Consider the following 22,812-nt stretch of genomic DNA (forward strand, 5'->3'; position numbering starts at 1 on the left):
CCTATTTCAGTGGCGGCCGAGGAAATCGTCCAGGGCGGCGTGCAGTTCAGTAAATTTGAATGTGAAACCGGCTTCTTCCAGTCGGGCAGGTCGAGCGCGTTGACCGCCCAATAGCAAAACAGACAATTCGCCTAACAGGATTTTCAAGGCCAGTGCAGGCAACGGCATGAAAGCAGGACGGTGCAGGACACCGGCAAGTGTTTTGGCAAACTCATGATTGCGGACCGGGTGGGGAGCGCAAAGATTATAGGGGCCCTGCGCGTCACTCTTGTGCAACAGAAAATCAATCGCGGCGATTTGGTCTTTGATGTGTATCCACGGCATCCACTGCCGACCGTTGCCGATGGGCCCGCCCATGCCGAATTTGAAGGGCGGCAGCAGCCGCTGCAACATACCGCCATCACTGGAGAGCACAAGGCCGGTCCGAATGATCACCACTCGCACGCCCAGGGCCTCGGCTCGCTGCGCGGTTTCCTCCCAGGCGTCGCACAGATGACTGGCGAAATCTTCTTTCACCGGCAGAGAAGTTTCGTCCAGCTCACGCTCGCCACCGTCGCCGTACCAACCCACTGCCGAGCCACTGATCAGCAGCTGTGGCTTCTGCGAACGTTGCTCCATCCAGCTCAGCAATTGCTCGGTCAAACCAATACGGCTGTCCCACAATTGGGTTCTGCGCTTGCGCGTCCAGGGCCGGTCAGCAATGGGCGCGCCTGCAAGATTGACCACCGCGTCCAGCGGTTGATCATTCAACTCACTGAGTTGGGCGATACCTCGCACTCCGCTGCCACACAATCGCGGTACTTCATCAGGCCTGCGGCTCCAGACCGTGATCTGATGACCCTGTTGAGTCCAGAACTGGCAGAGTTGTCGTCCTATCAGACCTGTACCGCCGGTCAGCAATATGTGCATGGCAGGTTTCCTTGCGTGGCGTTCACGAGCTTTCGGTAGTCTATTTTTTTATGCGTCAACAGATGGCTTATGAACCATAGGCCAAACATTGCCATGAAGCGTCCGGACTGTCCGTATGGATAGTTGCCTGTCGCCTTCAAGTATCAGATTTTAGATCTCGAGCCGTACGAGACAGGCTATGCAGGCCCCAGGCTGTAATCGAAGCAAGTTATACCAAAAAACAATATTGTACAGGTTTTAACTACGGCGTAGTCTGTGCAGACAAGGTAACGAGGCCCCTATGACTGTACCTATCGCAATCATCGGTACCGGCATCGCCGGACTCTCCGCAGCCCAAGCGCTCCATGCTGCCGGGCACTCGGTTCATCTTTTCGACAAAAGCCGCGGCAGTGGCGGAAGGATGTCCAGCAAACGCAGTGATGCAGGCTCGCTCGATATGGGCGCGCAATATTTCACTGCTCGCGACCGGCGCTTCATGGCCGCGGTGCAGCAGTGGCAACTTCAGGGTTGCGCGGCTCAATGGACGCCATCACTTTACAACTCCCACGTTGGACAGCTCAGCCCGTCACCCGACGAACAGGTTCGCTGGGTCGGCCAACCCGGCATGAGCGCCATCACTCGCGCCATGCTGGGCGACTTGCCGGTGTCGTTCTCCTGCCGGATCACCGAAGTCTTTCGTGGCGAGCAGCACTGGAGTCTGCAAGACGCAGAGGGCCAGAGTCACGGCCCATTCAGTCATGTGATCATCGCCACGCCCGCTCCCCAGGCAACGGCATTACTGGCCAGCGCGCCAAAGCTTGCGGGTGCTGCCGCCAGCGTGAAAATGGACCCTACCTGGGCCGTGGCGCTGGGGTTCAACAGCCCGTTGCAAACGCCTTTGGAAGGCTGCTTCGTACAGGACAGCCCCATTGACTGGCTTGCTCGAAATCGCAGCAAACCCGGGCGCGATACCACTCTGGACACTTGGGTGCTGCACGCTACCAGCGCCTGGAGCCGACAGCACATCGACATGCCCAAGGAAGAAGTCATCGAGCATTTACACGGCGCGTTTGCCGAACTGATTGGCTGCGCAGTGCCTGCACCGACATTCAGCCTGACGCACCGCTGGCTCTATGCCCGCCCTGCCACGGCTCACGAATGGGGTGCGCTTTCAGATCCTGATCAAGGCATTTATGTGTGCGGCGACTGGTGCTTGTCAGGCCGCGTCGAAGGTGCCTGGCTCAGCGGCCAGGAGGCAGCGCGTCGCTTGCTGGAACACCTCAATTGAACCGCCTCAATCCGCGCAAGCTGCTGCTGTCGAAATGGACAGCCGCTCAACCGGTCAACCGCGAAAAGCATTTTCTGGTCACGGAGTTGTTTCGCGACGACGAAGGCACAGTCCTCGAGATCGAGCTGCAAGCGGTGCTGACACAACGCAGTGAACGCTTGCCCTGGCAGACGTTGCAGGACGCTGACACCTGGAAGATGGGTTGGAAGTAATGCAACTCGGGGAGCCGGTGCGGAGAAACAGGCACTCCGCGTTATCGTTCATCGCGAGCAAGCTCGGCTCCCACAGGTTCTGCACCATCCAGTGAAACCGCATGCCCCCGTACAAACCCTATACAAAATATTTGACTTGTACAGCATTGAACCTATGATGAACCGAAGTTGTACAGCGAATAACCTCTGTACAATTATGTTCCGAGGTTTGCATGCTTTCTCCTGCAGTCCATAAACCGAAACTCGGCATCAGTGCCTGCCTCATGGGCGACGAGGTACGGTTCAATGGTGGTCATAAAGAATCCCATTTGTGCACCCGCGAGCTGAGTCAATATTTCGAGTTCGTCACCGCCTGCCCGGAAGTGGCCATCGGCATGGGGATCCCCCGCGAGCCCATCCGTCTGGTAGGCGACGCGCAAAGCCCTCAAGCTGTCGGAACGGTGAACAAAGCGCTGAACGTTACCCAGCCTCTGGCCGACTACGGGGTAAAGATGGCCGAGGAGCTGGGGGATATCTGCGGCTATATCTTCATGCAGAAGTCTCCGTCCTGTGGGCTTGAGCGAGTCAAGGTCTACACGGAAAACGGCGCTCCCGTTGAGGGAGGTGGACGCGGGATTTATGCTCAGGCGTTTTGCGAACTGCACCCCAATCTCCCGGTAGAAGAAGACGGCCGCCTCAACGACGCGGTGTTGCGCGAAAACTTCATCACCCGCGTGTTTGCCTATGCCGCGTGGCAAGATTTGCTTAAGGCAGGTATCACCCGCCGCAGTCTGACCGAATTTCACTCGCGTTATAAATATCAGCTCATGGCCAACGACCCGGTGCAGTACAAAGTACTGGGCAATTTTCTGGGCAGCATGGGCCGCAGCGATCCCAACGAGATCGCACCGCGCTATTTCAGCGACTTGATGGCGGCCCTGAAAAAACCCGCTACCCGCCGCACCCATACCAATGTCCTGCAGCACATCAGCGGCTATCTGAAACAGACCCTGAGCGCGGCGGACAAGCAGGAAATGCAGCAAATCATCGCCCAATACCATCAAGGCATCGTGCCGTTGATCGTGCCCTTGACGCTGCTCAAACACCACTTCCGCCAACATCCTGATCCTTACGTGGCCTTGCAGGTTTACATGCAGCCGCACCCGGAAAACCTCAGCCTGCGGAATGCGATCTGAACATGAACAACACACTGCATGTGATCCCTGCGCCCGAGCCAACCGATGAAGACCCGGGGGTTGAAGGCGGCTGGTTGCCGATACGGGAAGTCGCCCGTCAGACCGGAGTCAACGCAGTCACGTTGCGTGCGTGGGAACGTCGCTATGGGCTGATCGTGCCGCACCGTACGCCGAAAGGGCATCGACTGTATTCCGGCGAGCATGTCCAACGGGTGATGAACATTCTCACCTGGCTCAATCGTGGCGTATCGGTCAGCCAGGTAAAAAACCTCATCGACAGCCGCCAACCGGACACCAGCGTCGCCGGTAACGATTGGGACGATTTGCGTCACAACCTGATCAAGGCCATCAGCGAACTGGCAGAGCGCAGGGTTGACGACCTGTTCAACCAGGCCATGTCGCTTTACCCACCGCGAACTGTCTGCGAACAACTGTTGATGCCGTTGCTGACAGAGCTTGAATTTCGCTGGCAGGGACACTTCGGCGGGCAAATGGAGCAGGTGTTCTTCTACTCCTGGCTGCGCAGCAAATTCGGTGCCCGGATTTACCACAATAACCGTCAGCTCAGCGGTAAGCCGTTATTGCTGGTCAACCATTCTGATTCACCGCTGGAGCCGCACCTGTGGCTCAGCGCGTGGCTGATCAGCAGCGCCGATTGCCCGGTTGAGGTTTTCGATTGGCCGCTGCCCAACGGTGAACTTTCGCTGGCTGCCGAGTTGCTTAAACCGCGAGCGGTATTGCTGTATTCCAGCAAAGCATTGAATCCCGGCCAGCTCCCAAAATTGCTCAGTAACGTTCAGTGCCCCACCGTACTTGCCGGTGCCTGTGTCCGTATACATTGCGACGACCTCGCCATGACGATCAACAAGATAGAAGGCCTGCACCTGGCCGAAGACCCGCTAGGCGCCCTCGCTGCTTTGCAGCTACTGGATCTTATCTAAGGAATAAACATGCAACTGCTATGGCTGCGCAGCGATTTGCGCATTCACGACAATACCGCCCTGACCGCTGCCATAGAGCAGGGTCCGGTGGTGGCTGTTTACCTGATCAGCCCCACGCAATGGCGCAGCCACGACGACGCCCCCTGCAAAGTAGATTTCTGGCTGCGCAATCTGGTCGAGCTGCAAAAAGCCTTGGGCGAATTGAACGTGCCATTGCTGATCCGCGAGGCCGACAGCTGGGATGAAGCACCACGAGTGCTGCTGGAACTGTGTCGCGAGCACAATATCCAGTCCGTACATGCCAACGAAGAATACGGTATCAACGAAACCCGCCGGGACGCCGCCGTCGCCGATGCGCTTGAGGACGCCGACATTCAGTGGCGCAGCTATCTGGATCAGCTGTTTTTCAAACCTGGCACGGTGCTGACCAAGACCGGCACCTACTTCCAGGTGTTCAGCCAGTTCCGCAAAGTCTGCTACGCCCGCATGCACCAAGCCATGCCGCCGCTGATTCACTTGCCGAAACCTCAGGCAGCGCTGGATATAAAAAGTGATCGCGTCCCCGAACAGGTAGAGGGATTCGCCACGCCTCCTCAGGCACTGCAAGCCTTGTGGCCTGCTGGTGAGGACGAAGCGCGTCGGCGACTGGCCGCCTTCAGCGATGAGCAGATTGATTACTATCGCTCCGAGCGTGACTTTCCGGCCAAACCCGGCACCAGTCAGTTGTCGGCTTACCTGGCTGCTGGCGTGATATCGCCGCGCCAATGTCTGCATGCGGCCTTGAGCAGCAATCAGGGTGAGTTCGAGACAGGTAGCGTCGGCGCAGTCACCTGGATCAACGAGTTGCTCTGGCGTGAATTCTATAAACACATTCTGGTGGGCTTCCCTCGAGTATCGCGGTATCGCGCTTTTCGCCCGGAAACCGAAGCCCTGAAATGGCGTGATGCCCCCGAGGAGCTGGCCGCCTGGAAAGAAGCGCGCACAGGCCTGCCGATCATTGACGCCGCCATGCGCCAGTTGCTGGAAACCGGCTGGATGCATAACCGCCTGCGCATGGTCGTGGCGATGTTCCTGACCAAGAATCTGCTGATTGACTGGCGCGAAGGCGAACGCTTTTTCATGCAGCACCTGATCGACGGCGATCTGGCCGCCAATAACGGTGGCTGGCAGTGGAGTTCGTCGACGGGTACCGATTCATCGCCGTATTTCCGGATATTCAATCCGTTGTCGCAATCCGAGAAGTTCGACCCCGAAGGTCTGTTCCTGAAGAAGTGGTTGCCCGAACTGGCCGACCTCAACAAAAAGGAAGTGCATAACCCGGCGGCGTCTGGCGGCCTGTTTGGTGTGGCTAGTTATCCCAAACCGATTGTCGACCTGAGTAGCAGCCGCGCCCGCGCGTTGGCTGCGTTCAAGGCTTTGCCTCATCGCCAGCCCGCGGCAGAGGTTACCGATGACTGATTTCCTGCGGCGCTTTGCTCATGAATTTGCAGCTCTGGACAAGAACAGTCTGGACCGCCTCGGCGACCTGTACAGCGACGATGTGCAGTTCACCGACCCGTTGCACCAGATTCATGGGCTGCCGCAGATGCGTCGTTATTTCGCCGAGTTGTACGCCAATGTCAGTGATCTGCGTTTCGACTTTCATGGGTTTGACCAAGTCAGCGAGGGCAACGGTTATCTGCGCTGGACAATGAGCTACTCCCATCCGCGCCTTGTCAGAGGAAAGACGATCCGGGTTGAGGGCTGCTCGCATCTGCTCTGGCGCGACAAGGTTTATCAACATCGTGACTATTTCGATGCAGGCGCTTTGCTGTACGAGCACTTGCCGATCATGGGCCAGCTGATTGCCTGGCTGAAAAGGAGATTGGGATGAGTGATTCGAACGTGCGACGTATCTGGTTGACCGGTGCCAGCAGCGGCATTGGCCTGGCGCTCGCCGAAGAGCTGCTCGTCGCCGGTCACAAGCTGGCGCTGACGGCTCGAACTCTGGGCCCGCTCGAAGAGCTGGACCGACGTTTTCCCGGGCAAGTCCTGCTCGTACCAGGGGATTTGACCGATGGCGAACAAATCACCGCAATCGGTGATCGCATTGGCCAGACGTGGGGGGCCCTGGACAGCGCGATCATCAACGCTGGCACGTGCGAATACATTGACACCAACCATTTCGATGCAGCGCTGCTTGAGCGAGTGGTTCGTACCAATCTGCTGGCCAGTTCCTACTGCGTGCAAGAAGCATTATTGCTGCTGCGCAAAGGCAACAAGCCGCATCTGGTGGGCGTGTGCAGTTCGGTGACCTATCTGCCGCTCACCCGCAGTGAGGCTTACGGCGCATCCAAGGCTGGCATGCGTTATTTGTTCGAATCCCTGCGAATCGATCTGGCCCACGAAAATATCGACGTCACCGTCGTCAGCCCAGGCTTTGTCGATACCCCGCTGACCGCTAAAAACGACTTCGCCATGCCCATGCGCTGGCCGGTCAAAAAAGCCGCGAAATACATCTCCGAGCGCTTGCAGCGGACGCGTCGCCCGATGGAAATCGCATTCCCCGGGCTGTTCATCCTGACCCTGCGGTTATTGGCGCTGCTTCCTACCCGTGTGCAGCTTGCGTTAGGCAAACGCATGGCCCGCTCAGCGGCTCAACACAAGGACGCCCAATGAAGATCGCCATCATCGGCAGTGGTATCGCGGGCCTGACCAGCGCTTATCTGCTCAACCGTTCTCACGACATCACGGTGTTCGAGGCGGCAGACTGGATTGGCGGGCATACCCATACCGTTGATGTAAACGTGAATGGCCGCGATTACGCCATTGATACCGGCTTTATCGTGTTCAACGACTGGACCTATCCAAATTTCATCCGCTTGCTCGGCCAACTGGGCGTTACCTTCAAGCCCACCGAAATGAGCTTCTCCGTCACCGATCCTAAGACCCGGACCGAATACAACGGTAATAACCTCAACAGCCTGTTTGCCCAGCGCAGCAACCTCTTGTCTCTGAGTTTCTGGGGAATGCTGCGCGACATTCTGCGTTTTAACCGCGAAGCGCTGGCCGATCTGGAAAGCCAGCGGATCGCTCAAGACACCACCCTGGGTGAGTACCTGCGCAGCCGCGGTTACGGCGAGCGCTTTATTGATCACTACATCGTGCCCATGGGCGCGGCGATCTGGTCCATGTCCCTGGCAGACATGCTCGCCTTCCCGCTGCAATTCTTCGTGCGGTTCTTCAAGAATCATGGCTTGTTATCCGTCAGCAATCGGCCGCAATGGTGCGTCATCGAAGGCGGTTCCAGCCGTTACATCGAGCCGTTGACAGCGTCGTTTGCCGAGCGGATTCGTTTGTCGTGCCCGGTCAATCGCGTTGAGCGGGATGCAGAAGGCGTGACCGTTCACAGCGCCGCAGGCAGTGAGCGCTTTGACAAAGTCGTGTTTGCCTGCCACAGCGATCAGGCCCTGAAAATGCTTGCGCAGCCGAGCGCCGCCGAGCAGGAAATCCTGGGTGCCCTGCCCTACGCCGAAAATGACGTGGTGCTACACACAGACACCCGCCTGTTGCCCAAGCGACCGCTGGCCTGGGCCAGCTGGAACTATCGACTCGGCGGCGGCAAGCAACAATTGGCCGCTGTGACCTATGACATGAACATCCTGCAGGGCATCGACAGCGACACGACCTTTTGCGTCAGCCTCAATCAGACCGAAGCCATCGACCCGAACAAAATTCTTGCCCGCTATACCTACTCCCATCCGCAGTACAGCCTGGCAGGCGTAGACGCTCAGGCGCGCTGGCCTGAACTGGATGGCGTTAACCATACCTGGTTTTGCGGCGCTTACTGGGCCAATGGCTTTCATGAAGACGGCGTGGTCAGCGGCCTTCGGGTTGCCTCGGCGTTGGGCGAATCATTGTGAACAGCGCCCTGTACAGCGGCTGGATAGCCCACCGGCGCTTTGCGCCGCGGGCTCATGACTTTCGTTATCGGATCGGCCTGCTGTATCTGGATCTGGATGAACAGCGCGAGGTATTGAAAGCCTCTCCCCTCGCAGGCAAAAGTCGCTGGTCGCCGTTTTCATTCCGGGAGACGGATTACCTGCGTGAATTTACGCGCAAAGGCATACCGCTGACAGACGCCGTCCGTGAACGCGTCGGCCAAGCCATAGGTCATGTTCCGCAGGGCAAAATCTGCCTGCTGACTCAAGCGCGCAGTTGGGGCCTGGCCTTTAATCCAGTGAGTTTTTTTTATTGCTTTGAAGAGGATGGCGCGCTGGCGGCTATTCTCTGTGAAGTCAGCAATACACCGTGGCGCGAGCGCTACCACTATGTATTGCCTGCCGACGGTGAAGGTCATCAGCACTTCGCCGTAGCCAAGGCCTTCCACGTTTCGCCGTTCCTGCCCCGCGATCTTGAATACCGGATGAGTTTCAGTCCGCCCGGCGAGCGTCTCGGCGTTCACATGGCAGACTGGCAAGGCGATCTGAAAATGTTCGACGCCACGCTTAACCTGCAACGCCGGGACCTGACAAGAAGCAATCTGCATCGTTATTTACTGGCTTTTCCATGGATGACCGCCAAGACCTGCCTGGCGATTTACTGGCAAGCATTACGTCTATTTTTGAAACGTGTTCCACTTTTTTCTCATCAGGCCGCTGACGGCGACTACCGCACTGCCGCCACGCAATTGAAGGGTAAACCCCATGAAAAGCAGTAGCAGTTTTTCGGCCAATCTGGGCACCAACAGCCTGACTGCCAACATCCTGCGGCGCGGCGTGCTACGCCAGCTTGCCCGGTTGCGCAGCGGCCAACTGGTCGTCAATGAAGGCGATGAGCGCCATGTATTCGGCGTGGCAGGGGCCGTTGTCCAGGGCGAGATCCAGATTCTCGACTCAGCCACCTGGGGCATGGTCGCCAGTAATGGCTCCATTGGCGCAGGCGAAGCCTACATCCATGGCTACTGGACCTCGCCGGACCTGACTGCCGTCATCAGGGTTTTCGTCAGCAACCTGGATGTGCTGGACGCGATGGAAGGCGGAATAGCACGGCTGGGCCGCCCCTTCATTCAGGCGTTGCACTGGCTGAATCGCAATACCCGTGAAGGCTCGCAGAAAAATATCGCCGCCCATTACGATCTGGGCAACGAGCTGTTCAAGCAGTTTCTTGACCCCACCATGATGTATTCGGCGGCGCAGTTCCTGACGCCTGAAGACACCCTGGAACAGGCGCAGTTGAACAAGCTGGAACGAATTTGTCAGAAGCTGGCGTTGAAACCCGAGGACCACCTGCTGGAAATCGGTACCGGCTGGGGCAGCATGGCGATTTACGCTGCGCAGCACTATGGCTGCAAAGTCACAACGACGACGCTGTCCCAAGAGCAGTTCGCCTACACCGAGGAGCGAATTGCGACGCTGGGCCTGAAAGATCAGATCACCCTGCTGCTCAAGGACTATCGGGACCTTACGGGACAGTTCGACAAGCTGGTCTCGATTGAAATGATTGAAGCGGTCGGCCACCGGTTTCTGCCGACTTACTTCAAGCAATGCGCCCACCTGCTCAAGGACGACGGCCTGATGTTGCTGCAAGCCATCACCATCCGCGAGCAGCGTTACGAGCAGGCCAAAGGCAGTGTCGACTTCATCCAGCGCTATATTTTTCCCGGTGGTGCGCTGCCGTCGGTGCACAAAATGCTGGAAATTGTCGGTCGCGACACTGACATGAACCTGCTGCACATGGAGGATTTTGGCCTGCATTACGCGCGCACCCTGCGCATCTGGCATGACAACTTTCGACACGCTCATGGTTACCTCGCAGAGCTGGGCTACGACGATTACTTCCTGCGGCTGTGGGAGTTTTACCTGTGCTACTGCGAGGGTGGTTTCCTGGAACGTACCATCGGCACCGCGCAGTTGCTGCTGGCCAAACCCTGCGCATCGCCACAGCCGCTGTTGGGCCGTTTCAATGCTTAAGCAGATCGCCAATGCTGTGCTATTCCAGCTCGGCTGGTTTGCCTGCGTGCTGGGCGGTAATAGTTATTGGCTGTTGATTCCGGTTGGCGTCCTGCTCATTCATCTGCTGTGGATAAGTTCGTGGACGGCCGAAGGTAAATTATTGCTGTGGATAACCGGTCTGGGCACCTTGCTGGACAGCGGACTGATGCTGCTCGGCGTCTTCGACTTCGGCAGCAACGGCTTGCTGATCCCGCTGTGGCTGATTCTGCTGTGGGCAGTATTGGGCACTACGCTCAGGCATTGCCTGGCCTGGACTGCAAAACCGTGGTGGCGCGCAAGTATCCTTGGAGCGATTGGCGGGCCGATGTCGTATTACGCAGGCTCGCAACTCGCTGGGGTGCAGTTGCCTCTGGGTTTGTGGCCGAGCATGGCACTGCTGGCGATGCTATGGGCCGTAGTGTTTGCGCTGCTGCAATGGCTGTCCGGTCGATTGCTCGCCGGTCATTCAGTCAACATGCCCGCCTCGCGCTGACATACACTGCGCGCCTATGACTGCCACCCTGATCCCGACCCGCCCGATTCCCACCGAAACCGCCATCACCTGCTCAACCTGCGCAGCCTGTTGCTGCCAGCTTGAAGTGATGCTGATTACGGATACCGGCGTACCTGAACGCTTTATCGATACCGACGACTGGGGCGGCGAAGTCATGCTGCGTCTCGACGACGGCTGGTGCGCCGCGCTGGATCGCAACACGATGATGTGCACCATCTATGAGAAACGTCCCCTGATCTGCCGGGAGTTCGAGACCGGTTCAGAGGAGTGCATGCATGAAAGGCTGGGGATTGAAGGGGCTTATTTGTAGCGGTATTGCCAAGGCCGTATTTGCGGCGCTCTTATCGCGAGCAAGCTCAGCTCCCACAGGGGAACACGGTTAGCTGTAGGAGCCGAGCTTGCTCACGATGGCGTCAGAGCGGCATCGTGTAATGCAATGCGTAGCTCTCAATACCGTCGTTTGGCTCTTTGATACCAGCGTTCGAGTAGTGGGTCGCACGGATGCCAATTTCATGACCGCCGTTGAACCGCACGCCGAAGCCGATACGGTCTTCAAAGTTGAAAGCCGACCCCAGCTTGTTGTCTTCGATTTGCGTATTGGAGAATACAGCGACACCGATACCGGCTTCGATGTAAGGCTTCACGTTCTGGCCAGCGAATTCGTAAACGAATACCGGGGAAAACGAAAGGCTGTTGTTGCTGGAACGCTTGTCGCCATCCCAGTAAGTGTAAGCGCCATCCCAGTAGCCGGTCAGGCGACCTACGTCGCTCTGTAACCAGCTTTTATCCCAATCAAACTTCATGCCCAGGCGGTAAGTCTGGGTCGTCTGGCCCGTCTGACCGACCGAAAACTCAACGCCAGCGGCTTGAGTAAGTGAAGTTTGCCCCATCAACGCAGCCGCAATCGCAGCCAAGCACAACAGACGCTTCATCAGAAACTTCCTATTTCGAATGCATTATTAAGTGTATTTGCAGATAACCGACTTGCTATAGAAATCTGGCGTGGAACGTTAGTTCCAATGCCAAGCAAAGCTTTTCACGATTTTTTTACAAATCGAAGAATCGCACATTGTCAGATTTTTTCCATAGTGTAGGTAGGATGTTTCCGAAATTATACAAATCAGCGCTGGTCCAGAACTGCGTTTCCTGGGCGTGTCCATCGTGCAGAAGGCCGTGCTGAGTCAATAATCGCTGGAGCTGGCGAGCCACGGCGTGACCGGTGTCGATCAAAATGACCGATTCCGGAATCATTTCCCGCAGCAGAGGTTTGAGGAAGGGATAGTGGGTACAGCCGAGGATGATCGTGTCACAGCCCTCGGCGAGAAGCGGTTCGACATAGCCCCGCAGCAAGGCACGAATGGTCGGGCTGAACAGGTCGCCCGCTTCGATCAGTTCCACCAGGCCGGGGCACGGCTGCGTCACGACCCGTACATCACCCGCGAAACGGTCGAGCAAGGCGGCGAACTTCGCGCTTTGCAAAGTACCGGTGGTAGCGAGCACCCCAACCACACCACTGCGGGTCGCAGCCGCCGCCGGTTTGACCGCAGGCTCCATACCGATAATCGGCCAGTCAGGATAATGTTCACGCAATTGAGCGGCGGCAGCGGCAGTCGCGGTGTTGCAGGCCAGCACCAGTGCCTTGGCCCCTTGCTCGCGAAAGAATTGCGCGATGATCATGCAGCGTTCGCGGATGAACTCCGGGGTTTTCTCTCCGTAAGGGATATGCCCGCAGTCCGCGACGTACAGCAGCGACTCGTTGGGTAACAGGTTGTGAATCTCGCCCAGCACCGACAAGCCACCTACGCCGGAATCAAATACGCCCACCGGCGCATCGCTGGCTTTACTCATGCTGCCCTGCACCGCAGACGCTACACCCCGGATCACGCTTGACTTTCAATTCACGAAAGCGGGTGCTCAGCGCGTCAATCAACAACAAACGCCCCACCAGCGGCTCACCGAAACCGACTAGTACTTTGAGTGCTTCAAGGGCCTGCAGGCTGCCGACCAATCCCACGAGAGGCCCGATCACACCGGCTTCGCTACAGGTCAGCTCGGCTTCGCTGCCGTGACCATATAAGCAGTGATAGCAAGGGCTTTCAGGTCGACGTGGATCGAACACCGACAACTGCCCTTCCAGGCGAATGGCCGCACCGCTGACCAAGGGGGTTCTGGCCGCCACACAGGCGGCATTGACCGCACCACGAGTCGCGAAATTGTCTGAGCAATCGAGCACCAGATCGACGCCCTCGACAACTGTCGCCAGGGAATCGACATTCAGCGCGGCGCGATGAGGGACAAGAGATATCTCAGGATTGATCGCGGTCAGACGGGCAATAGCCGAATCCACTTTGCTCTGCCCGACTGTATGGCTGTCGTGAATAATCTGGCGTTGCAGGTTGGTCAGGTCAACGGTATCGAAGTCGGCCAGGTGCAATTCGCCAACACCTGCGGCGGCCAGATACAAAGCAACGGGAGAGCCCAGGCCACCGAGGCCCACGATCAGCACCCGGCTTTGCTTGAGTTTGAACTGACCTTCGATATCGACGTGCTGCAACAGAATCTGTCGGCTATAGCGCAACAGTTCCTGATCACTCAGCACGGCAGACGCCCAAAGGTAATGCGCTCATGGTCGCCCAGGTCGCGGCGGGTCTGAATCTTCTCAAAACCATGGCGGCTCAACAGCTCGCGGACCGCTGCGCCCTGATCGTAGCCGTGTTCCAGCAGCAACCAGCCATCGTCGTTCAAGTAGTTGGGGGCCTGCTCGATGATCATGCGCAGATCATCCAGACCATCCGACCCTGCCACCAGCGCGCTGCTGGGCTCGAAACGCACGTCGCCCGCCGCCAGATGCGGATCTTCGGCAGCGATGTACGGCGGGTTACTGATGATCAGATCGAAACGCTGACCCTCAAGAGAGCTGAACCAGTGACTGCTCAGCACCCTGGCGTTGTCCAGATGCAGACGTTGACGATTGCGCTCGGCCAACGCCACGGCTTCAAGCACCCGATCCACCGCCGTCACTTGCCAGACCGGCCGCTCGCTGGCCAGAGCCAACGCAATAGCGCCAGTACCGGTGCCCAGGTCGAGCACACGAGTGGGCGCAAAGGCAGGCACCAGTTCCAGCGCGGCCTCAACCAGCATTTCGGTTTCCGGACGTGGAATCAATGTATGAGGCGCGACGTCAAGATCCAGCTTCCAGAACCCCTGCTGCCCCAGAATGTAGGCCACGGGTTCACCGGTACGACGGCGCTGCAGATGGGAAGCAAAGGTCAGTGCGGCTTCGCTGCTGACAATTCGCTCCGGCCAGGTATGCAGGAAACTGCGCGGTTTACCCAGCGCAGCCGCCAGAAGCAGCTCAGCATCAAGACGGGCAGTTGGTGAATCAGGAAGCTCGGCGCTTCTTAACAGGCTGGCGATGATGGTCATTTACTCACCCAGTGCCGCTAGTTGGTCTGCCTGATATTCGGCAAGTAGCGGCTCTATCACTGCATCGACACCACCGGCTAAAACTTCATCCAGCGAATACAAGGTCAAATTCACGCGGTGATCCGTTACTCGCCCCTGAGGGAAGTTATAAGTCCGGATACGCTCGGATCGATCACCCGAGCCCACCAGCAGTTTACGCTCACTGGCAATTGCATTGGCAGCAGCGCTGGTTTGCTGGTCGTTCAGTTTGGCAGATAGCCAGGACATCGCACGGGCACGGTTCTTGTGCTGCGAGCGCTCTTCCTGGCACTCGACGACAATACCCGACGGAAGGTGAGTAATGCGAATCGCCGAGTCGGTCTTGTTGACGTGCTGACCACCCGCGCCCGATGAGCGATAGGTGTCAACACGCAGGTCCGCAGGATTGATTTCGATTGCCTGTTGCTCGTCCGGCTCAGGCAGAACGGCTACTGTGCAGGCGGAAGTATGGATACGACCCTGGGATTCTGTTTCCGGAACCCGCTGCACGCGATGCGCACCGGACTCGAATTTGAGCTTGCCGTAAACGTTCTCGCCTTCAACCCGGGCAATCACCTCTTTATAGCCGCCATGCTCGCCTTCGTTTTCGGACAGAATCTCTACCCGCCAACCACGGCGCTCGGCATAACGCGAATACATGCGGAACAGATCGCCGGAAAAAATCGCCGCCTCATCGCCACCGGTCCCGGCGCGAATTTCGAGGAAAACGTTACGCCCGTCATTCGGGTCCTTGGGCAGCAGCATGCGTTGCAGCTGGCTTTCCAGATCGGCGAGCAACTGCTTGGTCTCGCGGACTTCCTCCACCGCCATTTCACGCATGTCCGGATCGCTGTCCTTGAGCAGTGCCTGAGCACCGTCCAGATCAGCCAAGGCCTTGAGCAGCTGTTTATAAGCAGCAACGATTGGCTCTACTTCAGCGTATTCCCTGGAGTACGCACGAAACCTGGTCTGATCCGAAATAATCTCGGCATCGCCAAGCAACGCGGTCAGTTCCTCGAAACGATCGCTGAGGATATCGAGTTTGTTGAGCAGTGAGGCTTTCATTGCGGGGGTTTATCCGTCGAGCCCTCACCGAGGGCAAAAAGTTCCTGGGCCATGGCCAGCGCGTCGAGGCGGCCTTCGGCAGAGAGTTTTTTCAACTGCACGCTCGGCGCGTGCAATAACTTGTTGGTCAACCCGCGCGCCAGCTGCACCAGCACGTCTTCGGCGTTGCCGCCGTTGGCCAGCATACGCTGAGCCTTGAGTAATTCTTCGTCGCGCAATCGCTCGCTTTGCTGGCGATACGCCCTGAGCACGTCCACTGCGGCCAGTTCACGCAGACGGAACATGAATTCATTGGCGCCCGTCGAAACCAGCTCTTCGGCTGCCATGGCAGCGCCCTGGCGACTCTTGAGGTTCTCGGCGACCACTTCATGCAAGTCGTCAACGGTGTACAGATACACGTCGTCCAGCTCGCCGACCTCGGGCTCGATGTCCCGTGGCACAGCGATATCGACCATGAAGATCGGCTTATGTTTGCGCAGCTTCAGGGCACTTTCAACTGCGCCCTTACCAAGAATCGGCAGCTGGCTGGCCGTCGAGCTGATCACAATGTCGCTATTGACCAGCTCTGCCGGGATGTCAGAGAGCAATACCGCATGAGCGCCAAATTCGGCAGCCAGAATACTCGCCCGCTCAAGGGTCCGGTTGGCAACCACGATGCGCTTGACGCCAAGGTCATGCAAATGACGCGCAACCAACGTGATGGTTTCACCCGCGCCGATCAGCAAAGCCTGGCTGCGTTGCAAATCACTGAAAATCTGTTTCGCCAGACTGACAGCGGCAAAAGCCACGGAAACCGGGTTTTCACCAATAGCCGTATCGGTGCGTACCTGCTTGGCAGCGCTGAACGTGGCCTGAAACAGTCGGCCCAGCAACGGACCGATGGTGCCGGCTTCCCGGGCCACGGCGTAGGCGGACTTCATCTGACCGAGAATCTGCGGCTCACCCAATACCAGCGAGTCGAGCCCGGAGGCGACTCGCATCATGTGACGAACAGCCGCATCGTCGGCGTGCACATAAGCACTCGCGCGCAGCTCATCCAGGCTCAAATGGTGATATTCGGCCAGCCAGGCGAGCACCGTCTCAGAACCGATCTGGTCCTGTTCGATGTACAACTCGCTACGGTTACACGTAGAAAGGATCGCAGCTTCGCGGCTATTGGTAAGGCGGCAAAGCTGCTGCAAGGCCTCAACCAGCTGCTCTGGCGTAAATGCCACGCGCTCGCGGACGTCTACTGAGGCAGTCTTATGGTTGATACCAAGTGCAAGGAAGGCCATTCAAGGTCGCTGATGGTGACGTGAAGCCGACAATTGTCCTACTTCAATAGACTCAGAACAACCACCGTTGACTATTGTCCTAATAGTCTCACGCTGCAAACGCCCCGAAATGGCGCTTACGGCATAAACAAATATGCGTTCCGGCAGTTTTCCAACCGGCTGTGGGTTTGCTCCCAGCCTTGTGTCATGATGCTCAAAACCGCAGGTAAGTCGTCCCTTCTTATATATGAATAGATCCTCCGCGCTGTTTCTCGCCCTCGTCTTTCTCAGCGGTTGCCAGTCAATGGCCCCGGTTCAGCCGCAGACTACTCCTGCGCCGAAAGACACCGCCCCCGCACCTGAAGCCAAGCCTCAGGTATATGGCTCGTTCACTCAGGAAACCCTCGTCAGCCTGCTGAGCGCGGAACTGGCTGGCCAGCGCAATCGTTTCGACATTGCCTTGGACAACTACGTGACCCAGGCGATCAACACTCAGGATCCGGGTGTTTCCGAGCGCGCCTTCCGCATTGCCGAGTACCTGGGTGCCGATCAGGCGGCGCTGGACACTTCGCTGATCTGGGCCAGAAACGACCGGGACAACCTTGAAGCACAGCGCGCAGCAGCCATTCAACTGGCTCGCGCGGGACGCTATGACGACTCCATGGTGTACATGGAAAAAGTCCTGCAAGGTCAAGGCGACACGCATTTCGACTTCCTGGCACTGTCAGCGGCGGAGACCAATCCGGAAACCCGCAACGCGCTGCTTACCAGCTTTGACCGACTGCTGGTCAAATACCCGAACAACGGACAGCTGATTTTTGGCAAGGCACTGCTGCTTCAACAGAACGGTGACGCACAAGCCTCATTGAAGCTGCTGGAAGATAATCCGCCTAAAGAAGGTGAAATTGCTCCGATACTACTCCGCGCTCGCCTGCTGCAAGGCTTGAACCGTGGCAAGGAAGCATTGCCGATCCTCGAAAAAAGCATCAAGAAATACCCGGACGACAAGCGCCTGCGCCTGACTTACGCCCGCATGCTGGTTGAACAGAACCGCATGGAAGACGCCAAGGTGCAGTTCTCCAGCCTTGTACAGCAGTATCCAGATGACGATGAACTGCGTTTCTCCCTGGCATTGGTCTGCCTTGAAGCCAAGGCATGGGATGAAGCAGCAGGTTATCTGGAAGAGCTAATAGCCCGCGGCGCTCATGAGGACTCCGCGCACCTGAATCTGGGTCGCATCCATGAAGAGCGTAACGATCAACAAAGCGCACTTGCCGAATATGCCCAGGTTGGCCCCGGCCCGGACTACCTGTCCGCACAGCTACGCCAAGCCGATATCCTGATGAGTAACGGTAGCGCTGCCGAAGCCTCCAAACGCTTGTCCGAGGCTCGCGATTCACAACCTGACTATGCGATCCAGCTATACCTGATCGAAGCCGAAACCCTGTCCAGCAACAATCAGGTGGATCGCGCCTGGCAGTTGCTGAATCAAGCGCTTAAGCAGTATCCAGATGACCTGAATCTGCTGTACACCCGCTCGATGATGGCGGAAAAACGCGGTGATCTGGCCCAGATGGAAAAGGACCTGCGCTCGATTCTCAAGCGTGAGCCGGAAAACGCCATGGCGTTGAATGCGCTGGGCTACACCCTTTCCGACCGCACCACGCGCTATGCAGAAGCCAAGGAGCTGATCGAAAGAGCCCACAAACTCAATCCGGAAGATCCTGCAGTCCTCGATAGCCTTGGCTGGGTAAACTACCGCCTGGGTAATCTGGACGAAGCCGAGCGCCTGCTGCGCCTGGCACTTGAACGCTTCCCCGATCATGAAGTGGCCGCCCACCTGGGCGAAGTGCTGTGGGCCAAAGGCGAGCAGCGCGAAGCCCGCAAAGTCTGGGGTAAAGCCCTCGAAGAACAACCTGACAGCCCTATTCTGCGCAGCACTCTGTTGCGCCTGACCGGATCCGAGACTCTTTAATTTTATGTTTTTGCGCCATGTAGTCGTATTCAGCCTCATCGCCCTGCTCGCCGGTTGCGCCGGCCTCACTTCCCGGGAAGCCGTCGAAGGCAAAGGAGACCCGGCGCAGTGGCGTCAGCACAAAGAACAACTGACCGCTCTCGACGGCTGGCAGATCAACGGCAAGGTCGGCATTCGCGCGCCAAAGGATTCAGGAAGTGGCACGCTGTTCTGGCTGCAACGCCAGGACTACTACGACATTCGTTTGTCCGGTCCACTGGGACGCGGCGCCGCACGCTTGACCGGTCGTCCCGGCAGCGTTGCGCTGGAAGTCGCCAACCAGGGTCGCTACGAGGCCCCCACTCCGGAGACACTGCTTGAAGACCAGCTCGGCTGGAAACTGCCCGTGTCGCATCTGGTCTGGTGGGTCCGCGGCCTGCCCGCTCCCGACAGCAAGAGTCGCCTGACACTTGATGGTGACAGTCGTCTGGCAAACCTTGAACAGGATGGCTGGCAGGTTGAATACCTGAGTTATGTCGAACAGAACGGTTATTGGTTGCCCGAGCGCGTCAAGCTGCACGGCCAGGACCTTGATGTCACGCTGGTGATCAAGGACTGGCAGCCACGCAAACTGGGCCAATAAGCATGAGCGATGCACGCCTGACCCTGCCCGCCCCTGCCAAACTGAATCTGATGCTGCACATTCTCGGCCGTCGACCCGATGGCTATCACGAACTGCAAACCCTGTTTCAGTTCGTCGACTACGGCGATGACCTCAGCTTCGCCGTTCGCCAGGACGGTGAAATCCGCCTGCAGACCGATGTTCCCGGTGTTCCCCATGACAGCAACCTGATCGTCAAGGCAGCCCGGGCACTGCAACAACAATCGGGTTGCCCCCTTGGCATGGACATCTGGCTGGAAAAGCGCTTGCCCATGGGCGGCGGAATCGGCGGCGGCAGCTCCGATGCAGCGACGACATTGCTGGGGTTGAACCATCTGTGGAATCTTGGCTGGGACGAAAATCGTCTCGCCGCGCTGGGCCTGACTCTCGGGGCAGACGTTCCGGTTTTCGTACGCGGACATGCCGCATTTGCTGAGGGTGTAGGGGAAAAACTCACCCCTGTAGACCCGGAAGAACCGTGGTATCTGGTACTCGTGCCGCAAGTATCTGTAAGTACAGCAGAAATTTTTTCAGATCCACTGTTGACACGTAACACTCCTCCCATTAAAGTGCGCCCCGTTCCCAAGGGAAACAGTCGAAATGACTGCTTACCGGTTGTAGCAAGGCGTTATCCAGAGGTACGTAACGCTTTGAATTTGTTAGGTAAATTTACCGAAGCAAAATTAACCGGAACTGGAAGTTGTGTGTTTGGGGCCTTCCCAAACAAAGCTGAAGCTGATAAAGTCTCGGCCCTTCTTACAGAGACCTTTACGGGGTTTGTAGCAAAAGGAAGCAACGTTTCGATGTTGCATCGCAAGCTGCAAAGTCTGCTCTAAAAAGGAACCGGGTACTGGGTACTCGTTGCAACAAATACAGGGGCGTCGCCAAGCGGTAAGGCAGCAGGTTTTGATCCTGCCATGCGTTGGTTCGAATCCAGCCGCCCCTGCCATTTTCCTATACTCATCCAGGTTACCCTCAGCCTTCAGGTACTGCGCGTGTCCAAGATGATGGTCTTTACGGGGAACGCTAACCCCGATCTGGCTCGACGTGTCGTACGTCAGCTGCATATCCCACTAGGTGATGTTTCTGTCGGCAAGTTTTCCGACGGCGAAATTTCTACTGAGATTAATGAAAACGTCCGCGGTAAAGACGTATTTATCATTCAGCCGACTTGCGCACCGACCAACGATAACCTGATGGAACTGGTTGTGATGGCTGATGCCTTCCGCCGCTCCTCAGCGTCCCGAATCACTGCTGTGATTCCTTACTTTGGTTATGCCCGTCAGGATCGCCGTCCGCGTTCCGCACGTGTGGCTATCAGCGCGAAAGTCGTTGCTGACATGCTTACCGTAGTCGGGATCGATCGTGTTCTCACGGTTGATCTGCATGCTGACCAAATCCAGGGTTTCTTCGATATTCCAGTAGATAACATCTACGGCTCCCCGGTTCTGGTGGATGACATTGAAGATCAACGTTTCGAAAACCTGATGATCGTTTCCCCGGATATCGGCGGCGTCGTGCGTGCACGTGCTGTTGCGAAGTCTCTGGGTGTTGATCTCGGAATCATCGACAAGCGCCGTGAGAAAGCCAATCACTCTGAAGTGATGCATATCATCGGTGATGTCGAAGGGCGTACCTGTATTCTGGTTGATGACATGGTCGATACCGCCGGCACACTGTGCCATGCGGCCAAGGCCCTGAAAGAGCATGGCGCTGCCAAGGTCTTTGCCTACTGCACACACCCTGTGCTGTCGGGTCGGGCGATCGAAAACATTGAAAATTCCGTGCTGGACGAACTGGTGGTGACTAACACCATCCCGTTGTCCGCTGCAGCACAAGCCTGTAGCCGTATCCGTCAACTGGATATCGCTCCGGTAGTCGCTGAGGCGGTCCGCCGCATCAGCAACGAAGAATCGATCAGCGCGATGTTCCGCTAAGGGGTTTCCCTAAGCTGACACCCTGTTGACGAAAAGCGCCCCGCCCTGACATTCGGTCAGGGCGGGGCTTTTTTGCCCATATCGTCCTGACGTCGGTCGCAAACGTCAGGTCGAATGTGGCTAATTTGGAGATACAAAATGAACGATTTTACTTTGAATGCTGAACTGCGTTCCGACCTGGGGAAAGGTGCGAGCCGCCGCCTGCGTCGTCTCGCAAGCCTGGTTCCAGCTGTAGTTTACGGTGGCGACAAAGCCCCTGAATCCATCAGCCTGCTGGCCAAAGAAGTTGCAAAACTGCTGGAAAACGAAGCTTCGTACAGCCACATCATCGCGCTGACCGTTGATGGCAAAAAGCAAAACGTGATCATCAAAGCTCTGCAACGTCACCCGGCCAAAGGCCACGTGATGCACGCTGACTTCGTACGCGTTGTAGCTGGCCAGAAACTGACCGCTATCGTGCCTGTGCACTTCATCGGTGAAGAAGTTCCAGTCAAGAAAGGCGGCGAAGTTTCGCACGTTACTTCCGAGCTGGAAGTAAGCTGCCTGCCGAAAGATCTGCCTGAGTTCATCGAAGTAGACGTGTCTGCTCTGGAAATCGGTTCGATCGTTCACTTGTCCGACGTTAAAGCACCTAAAGGTGTTGAGTTCGTTGCTCTGGCGCACGGTAACGACCTGGCTGTTGCCAACGTCCACGCCCCACGCATTGCACCGACCGAAGACGAAGCAGAAGAAGGTACTGCCGAGTAATTCATTACTTGGTCATACCGGAGTTGCTCGGGAAACCGCTGTAAAAGTAAGGCAAAACGGGCAGGATCGCGGAGTTTACATCATGGTAAATGAGCAGTTTTCTTCCAGTTTTGCCGCTGTCTGCAGCGGCTTCAACCACAACTCCATAAAAGGGCCCCTGTCGTGACTGCCATACAACTGATCGTTGGCCTGGGAAATCCAGGCGCTGAATACGAACAGACCCGGCACAACGCAGGGGCTCTTTTTGTTGAGCGTATCGCTGACGCGCAACGAGTCAATCTCGTCGCCGAGCGCAAATTTTTTGGCCTGACCGCACGCTTCACTCATCAGGGTCAGGATGTTCGTCTGCTGATTCCCACCACCTATATGAACCGCAGCGGTCAGTCCGTGGCGGCGCTCGCTGGTTTCTACCGGATTCCGGTTGATGCCATCCTGGTGGCGCATGACGAACTCGATCTACCACCGGGTGTTGCCAAGTTCAAACAGGGCGGCGGCCATGGCGGACATAACGGGTTGCGGGACATCATCGCGCAGCTCGGCAATCAGAATACATTTCACCGCTTGCGGCTTGGCATCGGCCACCCGGGCGACGCCAATAAGGTCTCCGGTTTTGTTCTGGGTCGAGCGCCACGCGCCGAACAGGAGAAACTGGACGCCAGCATCGACTTTGCCCTCGGCGTGCTGCCGGATATCTTCGCCGGTGAATGGAACCGGGCGATGAAAAACCTGCACAGCCAGAAGGCCTGACATCACTCGAGGGG

General features: G+C 57.3%; 25 protein-coding genes and 1 tRNA gene. 19 read left to right on the forward strand and 7 right to left on the reverse strand.

Features of this window, described 5'->3' with window-relative positions:
• Positions 1-6 precede the first annotated feature (6 nt).
• Complete coding sequence (locus tag K3169_RS24285; RefSeq protein ID WP_027902889.1) at positions 7-909, reverse strand: TIGR01777 family oxidoreductase; 903 nt, start codon at positions 907-909, stop codon at positions 7-9.
• A 280-nt stretch (positions 910-1,189) separates the two neighbouring features.
• Between K3169_RS24285 and K3169_RS24290 the strand changes: the two genes are divergently transcribed.
• The 12 genes from K3169_RS24290 to K3169_RS24345 all read left to right on the forward strand — a co-directional run bounded on the left by K3169_RS24290 (position 1,190) and on the right by K3169_RS24345 (position 11,300).
• Positions 1,190-2,176, forward strand: coding sequence for an NAD(P)/FAD-dependent oxidoreductase (locus tag K3169_RS24290; protein ID WP_231675316.1), 987 nt, complete (start codon positions 1,190-1,192; stop codon positions 2,174-2,176).
• Entirely contained in the window at positions 2,173-2,388 is a 216-nt protein-coding gene (locus K3169_RS24295; RefSeq protein ID WP_027902887.1) for a TIGR02450 family Trp-rich protein, read from the forward strand. The genes K3169_RS24290 and K3169_RS24295 overlap by 4 nt, the downstream gene beginning before the upstream one ends.
• Before the next feature lie 212 nt (positions 2,389-2,600).
• Positions 2,601-3,563 carry a YbgA family protein gene (locus K3169_RS24300; RefSeq protein ID WP_263268365.1) on the forward strand — a complete coding sequence of 321 codons (963 nt, stop codon included), beginning with the start codon at positions 2,601-2,603 and terminating at the stop codon, positions 3,561-3,563.
• A gap of 2 nt (positions 3,564-3,565) precedes the next feature.
• Positions 3,566-4,504, forward strand: coding sequence for a MerR family transcriptional regulator (locus K3169_RS24305; RefSeq protein WP_263268367.1), 939 nt, complete (start codon positions 3,566-3,568; stop codon positions 4,502-4,504).
• Between the two features lie 9 nt (positions 4,505-4,513).
• Positions 4,514-5,962 carry a deoxyribodipyrimidine photo-lyase gene (gene phrB, locus K3169_RS24310; protein WP_263268369.1) on the forward strand — a complete coding sequence of 483 codons (1,449 nt, stop codon included), beginning with the start codon at positions 4,514-4,516 and terminating at the stop codon, positions 5,960-5,962.
• Positions 5,955-6,377, forward strand: coding sequence for a nuclear transport factor 2 family protein (locus K3169_RS24315; protein WP_231666515.1), 423 nt, complete (start codon positions 5,955-5,957; stop codon positions 6,375-6,377). Before phrB ends, K3169_RS24315 begins: the two co-directional genes overlap by 8 nt.
• A complete protein-coding gene (locus K3169_RS24320) occupies positions 6,374-7,162 on the forward strand; it encodes an SDR family NAD(P)-dependent oxidoreductase (RefSeq protein ID WP_027902882.1) in 789 nt (262 codons plus the stop codon). The genes K3169_RS24315 and K3169_RS24320 overlap by 4 nt, the downstream gene beginning before the upstream one ends.
• Positions 7,159-8,406, forward strand: a complete 1,248-nt coding sequence (locus tag K3169_RS24325) for an NAD(P)/FAD-dependent oxidoreductase (protein ID WP_122705638.1) — start codon at positions 7,159-7,161, stop codon at positions 8,404-8,406. Before K3169_RS24320 ends, K3169_RS24325 begins: the two co-directional genes overlap by 4 nt.
• Positions 8,403-9,203 carry a DUF1365 domain-containing protein gene (locus tag K3169_RS24330; RefSeq protein ID WP_027902880.1) on the forward strand — a complete coding sequence of 267 codons (801 nt, stop codon included), beginning with the start codon at positions 8,403-8,405 and terminating at the stop codon, positions 9,201-9,203. Before K3169_RS24325 ends, K3169_RS24330 begins: the two co-directional genes overlap by 4 nt.
• Positions 9,190-10,455, forward strand: a complete 1,266-nt coding sequence (locus tag K3169_RS24335) for an SAM-dependent methyltransferase (RefSeq protein WP_231666514.1) — start codon at positions 9,190-9,192, stop codon at positions 10,453-10,455. The genes K3169_RS24330 and K3169_RS24335 overlap by 14 nt, the downstream gene beginning before the upstream one ends.
• Entirely contained in the window at positions 10,448-10,969 is a 522-nt protein-coding gene (locus K3169_RS24340; RefSeq protein WP_263268373.1) for a DUF2878 domain-containing protein, read from the forward strand. The genes K3169_RS24335 and K3169_RS24340 overlap by 8 nt, the downstream gene beginning before the upstream one ends.
• A 16-nt stretch (positions 10,970-10,985) precedes the next feature.
• A complete protein-coding gene (locus K3169_RS24345; protein ID WP_049827204.1) occupies positions 10,986-11,300 on the forward strand; it encodes a YkgJ family cysteine cluster protein in 315 nt (104 codons plus the stop codon).
• Positions 11,301-11,403: 103 nt separating this feature from the next.
• Here K3169_RS24345 and K3169_RS24350 read toward each other — a convergent pair whose 3' ends face one another.
• From K3169_RS24350 to hemA, 6 genes are all read right to left on the reverse strand, one after another.
• Positions 11,404-11,922: an acyloxyacyl hydrolase gene (locus K3169_RS24350; RefSeq protein WP_122395502.1), complete on the reverse strand. Its 519-nt coding sequence runs from the start codon at positions 11,920-11,922 to the stop codon at positions 11,404-11,406.
• 115 nt (positions 11,923-12,037) lie between these two features.
• Complete coding sequence (gene murI, locus K3169_RS24355; protein ID WP_255878629.1) at positions 12,038-12,838, reverse strand: glutamate racemase; 801 nt, start codon at positions 12,836-12,838, stop codon at positions 12,038-12,040.
• Positions 12,831-13,589, reverse strand: a complete 759-nt coding sequence (locus K3169_RS24360; RefSeq protein WP_263268376.1) for a molybdopterin-synthase adenylyltransferase MoeB — start codon at positions 13,587-13,589, stop codon at positions 12,831-12,833. The genes murI and K3169_RS24360 overlap by 8 nt, the downstream gene beginning before the upstream one ends.
• Entirely contained in the window at positions 13,583-14,416 is an 834-nt protein-coding gene (gene prmC, locus K3169_RS24365) for a peptide chain release factor N(5)-glutamine methyltransferase (protein ID WP_027902873.1), read from the reverse strand. Before prmC ends, K3169_RS24360 begins: the two co-directional genes overlap by 7 nt.
• Positions 14,417-15,499: a peptide chain release factor 1 gene (gene prfA, locus K3169_RS24370; protein WP_263268378.1), complete on the reverse strand. Its 1,083-nt coding sequence runs from the start codon at positions 15,497-15,499 to the stop codon at positions 14,417-14,419.
• Positions 15,496-16,773 (reverse strand): glutamyl-tRNA reductase, encoded by a 1,278-nt coding sequence (hemA, locus tag K3169_RS24375; protein WP_027902871.1) that lies wholly within the window; start codon positions 16,771-16,773, stop codon positions 15,496-15,498. The genes prfA and hemA overlap by 4 nt, the downstream gene beginning before the upstream one ends.
• 226 nt (positions 16,774-16,999) lie before the next feature.
• Here hemA and K3169_RS24380 point away from each other — a divergent pair, with 226 nt between their 5' ends.
• The 7 genes from K3169_RS24380 (at position 17,000) to pth (ending at position 22,798) form a co-directional block, all read left to right on the forward strand.
• Entirely contained in the window at positions 17,000-18,727 is a 1,728-nt protein-coding gene (locus K3169_RS24380; protein WP_122395507.1) for a tetratricopeptide repeat protein, read from the forward strand.
• Positions 18,728-18,731: 4 nt separating this feature from the next.
• Complete coding sequence (gene lolB, locus K3169_RS24385; protein WP_122395508.1) at positions 18,732-19,349, forward strand: lipoprotein insertase outer membrane protein LolB; 618 nt, start codon at positions 18,732-18,734, stop codon at positions 19,347-19,349.
• A 2-nt stretch (positions 19,350-19,351) separates the two neighbouring features.
• Complete coding sequence (gene ispE / locus K3169_RS24390) at positions 19,352-20,203, forward strand: 4-(cytidine 5'-diphospho)-2-C-methyl-D-erythritol kinase (protein WP_122705620.1); 852 nt, start codon at positions 19,352-19,354, stop codon at positions 20,201-20,203.
• A 38-nt stretch (positions 20,204-20,241) separates the two neighbouring features.
• Positions 20,242-20,316 (forward strand) — tRNA-Gln (locus K3169_RS24395).
• 46 nt (positions 20,317-20,362) lie between these two features.
• Positions 20,363-21,304 carry a ribose-phosphate pyrophosphokinase gene (locus K3169_RS24400; RefSeq protein WP_002552145.1) on the forward strand — a complete coding sequence of 314 codons (942 nt, stop codon included), beginning with the start codon at positions 20,363-20,365 and terminating at the stop codon, positions 21,302-21,304.
• A 138-nt stretch (positions 21,305-21,442) separates the two neighbouring features.
• A complete protein-coding gene (locus tag K3169_RS24405) occupies positions 21,443-22,051 on the forward strand; it encodes a 50S ribosomal protein L25/general stress protein Ctc (protein ID WP_027902867.1) in 609 nt (202 codons plus the stop codon).
• A 162-nt stretch (positions 22,052-22,213) separates the two neighbouring features.
• Positions 22,214-22,798 carry an aminoacyl-tRNA hydrolase gene (gene pth / locus K3169_RS24410; protein ID WP_027902866.1) on the forward strand — a complete coding sequence of 195 codons (585 nt, stop codon included), beginning with the start codon at positions 22,214-22,216 and terminating at the stop codon, positions 22,796-22,798.
• The last annotated feature ends 14 nt before the right edge of the window (positions 22,799-22,812 follow it).

This window comes from Pseudomonas phytophila (assembly GCF_025643095.1).
GTDB classification, from domain to species: Bacteria; Pseudomonadota; Gammaproteobacteria; order Pseudomonadales; family Pseudomonadaceae; genus Aquipseudomonas; species Aquipseudomonas quasicaspiana.

Excerpts from the sequence above, each read along its gene's own strand:
- K3169_RS24305 (WP_263268367.1), top strand. The coding sequence starts at position 3,566 with ATGAACAACACACTGCATGTGATCCCTGCGCCCGAGCCAACCGATGAA.
- K3169_RS24350 (WP_122395502.1), bottom strand. The coding sequence starts at position 11,922 with ATGAAGCGTCTGTTGTGCTTGGCTGCGATTGCGGCTGCGTTGATGGGG.
- K3169_RS24320 (WP_027902882.1), top strand. The coding sequence starts at position 6,374 with ATGAGTGATTCGAACGTGCGACGTATCTGGTTGACCGGTGCCAGCAGC.
- K3169_RS24300 (WP_263268365.1), top strand. The coding sequence starts at position 2,601 with ATGCTTTCTCCTGCAGTCCATAAACCGAAACTCGGCATCAGTGCCTGC.
- prmC (WP_027902873.1), bottom strand. The coding sequence starts at position 14,416 with ATGACCATCATCGCCAGCCTGTTAAGAAGCGCCGAGCTTCCTGATTCA.
- K3169_RS24315 (WP_231666515.1), top strand. The coding sequence starts at position 5,955 with ATGACTGATTTCCTGCGGCGCTTTGCTCATGAATTTGCAGCTCTGGAC.
- K3169_RS24345 (WP_049827204.1), top strand. The coding sequence starts at position 10,986 with ATGACTGCCACCCTGATCCCGACCCGCCCGATTCCCACCGAAACCGCC.
- murI (WP_255878629.1), bottom strand. The coding sequence starts at position 12,838 with ATGAGTAAAGCCAGCGATGCGCCGGTGGGCGTATTTGATTCCGGCGTA.
- K3169_RS24405 (WP_027902867.1), top strand. The coding sequence starts at position 21,443 with ATGAACGATTTTACTTTGAATGCTGAACTGCGTTCCGACCTGGGGAAA.
- K3169_RS24285 (WP_027902889.1), bottom strand. The coding sequence starts at position 909 with ATGCACATATTGCTGACCGGCGGTACAGGTCTGATAGGACGACAACTC.
- K3169_RS24325 (WP_122705638.1), top strand. The coding sequence starts at position 7,159 with ATGAAGATCGCCATCATCGGCAGTGGTATCGCGGGCCTGACCAGCGCT.
- hemA (WP_027902871.1), bottom strand. The coding sequence starts at position 16,773 with ATGGCCTTCCTTGCACTTGGTATCAACCATAAGACTGCCTCAGTAGAC.
- phrB (WP_263268369.1), top strand. The coding sequence starts at position 4,514 with ATGCAACTGCTATGGCTGCGCAGCGATTTGCGCATTCACGACAATACC.
- K3169_RS24335 (WP_231666514.1), top strand. The coding sequence starts at position 9,190 with ATGAAAAGCAGTAGCAGTTTTTCGGCCAATCTGGGCACCAACAGCCTG.
- K3169_RS24340 (WP_263268373.1), top strand. The coding sequence starts at position 10,448 with ATGCTTAAGCAGATCGCCAATGCTGTGCTATTCCAGCTCGGCTGGTTT.
- prfA (WP_263268378.1), bottom strand. The coding sequence starts at position 15,499 with ATGAAAGCCTCACTGCTCAACAAACTCGATATCCTCAGCGATCGTTTC.
- ispE (WP_122705620.1), top strand. The coding sequence starts at position 19,352 with ATGAGCGATGCACGCCTGACCCTGCCCGCCCCTGCCAAACTGAATCTG.
- K3169_RS24380 (WP_122395507.1), top strand. The coding sequence starts at position 17,000 with ATGAATAGATCCTCCGCGCTGTTTCTCGCCCTCGTCTTTCTCAGCGGT.
- lolB (WP_122395508.1), top strand. The coding sequence starts at position 18,732 with ATGTTTTTGCGCCATGTAGTCGTATTCAGCCTCATCGCCCTGCTCGCC.
- K3169_RS24290 (WP_231675316.1), top strand. The coding sequence starts at position 1,190 with ATGACTGTACCTATCGCAATCATCGGTACCGGCATCGCCGGACTCTCC.